The organism is Streptomyces sp. NPDC058231, assembly GCF_042882275.1.
In the GTDB taxonomy this organism is placed as follows: Bacteria; Actinomycetota; Actinomycetes; order Streptomycetales; family Streptomycetaceae; genus Streptomyces.
Map to the genome: position 1 here is coordinate 1 of NZ_JBHVWN010000168.1, position 1616 is coordinate 1616.

Annotated in this window: 2 protein-coding genes; both read left to right on the forward strand. The window is 64.7% G+C overall.

Annotated elements, in window-relative coordinates; translation table 11 throughout:
* The first annotated feature begins 191 nt into the window (after positions 1–191).
* On the forward strand, positions 192–500 hold the full coding sequence (locus ACFVXE_RS39035; RefSeq protein WP_389678546.1) for a hypothetical protein: 309 nt from the start codon (positions 192–194) through the stop codon (positions 498–500).
* Between the two features lie 458 nt (positions 501–958).
* A partial coding sequence (locus ACFVXE_RS39040) for an LLM class flavin-dependent oxidoreductase (RefSeq protein WP_389678548.1) occupies positions 959–1616 on the forward strand: 658 nt, incomplete at its 3' end.

A 1616-nucleotide genomic window follows, 5' to 3' on the forward strand; every position in this document is an offset into this window, starting at 1 on the left:
CCGCGGCCCTCACGATCCTCCAAGCCCGGGTCCGCACCTTGACCAGCGAACCCAACAACAAGATCAAGACAACGTGTTAATGATCTGCAAGCCCTAAGGGTTGTCCCGTAAAGATCAACGCCGCCCCTCCGAGTCCGTCGTCTCCTGCGGCGGGAGGCGACGGTCGGCCTGGGAAGGGCTAGGTTCTTGGCATGCTTTCGCATCTCAGTCATGGCACTTCCGGAGCCCTTCGTCGCTTCGCTGGATGGCTCGCCAGGGGATCGGTGGGCCATCCGATGTTGGACGGGATCGACTACTGGGAGGAGTTGCGTGAGTCGCCCTCCCAGATGGAGGTCTGCGTCGCGATCTTCGCCAACGTTCTCGAACTGGATGAGCAGGGAAATCCGGTCAACGAGAAGCACGCGGAGCGCCGGGCTGCAGCCTGGCTCTATCGATACTGCACTGGGGAGCTGCCCCCAGGGGAGTCGGACATCGAACCGTGGGAATGCCGACTTCATTGACCGTCGACGTGCGACGTCACTCGAGAAGGGCAGCGCCCCGCCTCGATCGCGTGGGCCGTTGGGCTATTGGTAAGGGCCAGGTTGTACAGGCGGGCGATGCCATGCAACGCGTGATGCACGCCGTCGCCTCGCAGGCGGCAGTCGCGCAGGATCTTCCAGGAAATCAGCGCGAACCAGCTGCTCCTGGCTGGCAAGACCCTCCGCAGCCACCTTGATGGGACCACGCACGACACCCAGGACACCATGGCGTGCAGCGACTTGCACGGGATCCGCCCGATGACCGAGATCCTGCTGCCGGACCAGACCGTACCGAAGTAGCTCTCCGGCGCAGCGCACTTCCGGATGGCGCTCACCACCCGCTGACGCCGCACATGCTGATTGATCGACCGCCCAGCTCAAAGCTCCAGGCGTGAGTCTGGGAGGTGGGAATATTCCTACGCGTCCAAGGAGCCTGACCGATGGATATCTCCTGTCAGTTCGCCACATCCCTGCACTCGCCCGAACACATCGCTGTCGCTGAGCAGTTGGGCTACCACCGCGCCTGGCTCCACGACACCCCTACCCAAAGCCCCGACGTGTGGACGATGCTGGCGCTGGCCGCCGAACGCACCCTCCGAATCGGCCTCGCCCCCGGAGTGCTCGTCCCGACTCTGCGCCATCCGATGGTCAACGCCTCCGGCGCCGCCACCCTCGCCGCCCTCGCACCCGGCCGGGTGACCCTCGCCTTCGGCACCGGCTTCAACGGCACCCGTGCCCTCGGCGCACCCCCGGCCACCTGGTCCTACCTCAGCACCTACGTCCGGACAGTACGCCGTCTGCTGCGCGGTGAGACCGTGGAATGGAACGGCGCCCCCATGCGCATGATGCATCCCGACACGAACGCACCACAGCGCCCCATCGACATTCCGGTGCTGGTATCCGCTCTCGGCCCCAAAGGTCTCGCCATCACCCGTGAGATCGCTGACGGCCTGTTCAGCGTCAACGGCGAAACCGCCCACGCCCACGAATTCGCCTGGGCCGCACTAGTAGACCGTCGCTGCTTAATTATGGCGCGTCTAGTGGGAGGTTGGTGTCTGGCAGATTCCTTCCCCCCTGCCAGACAGGACTGTTGTCATG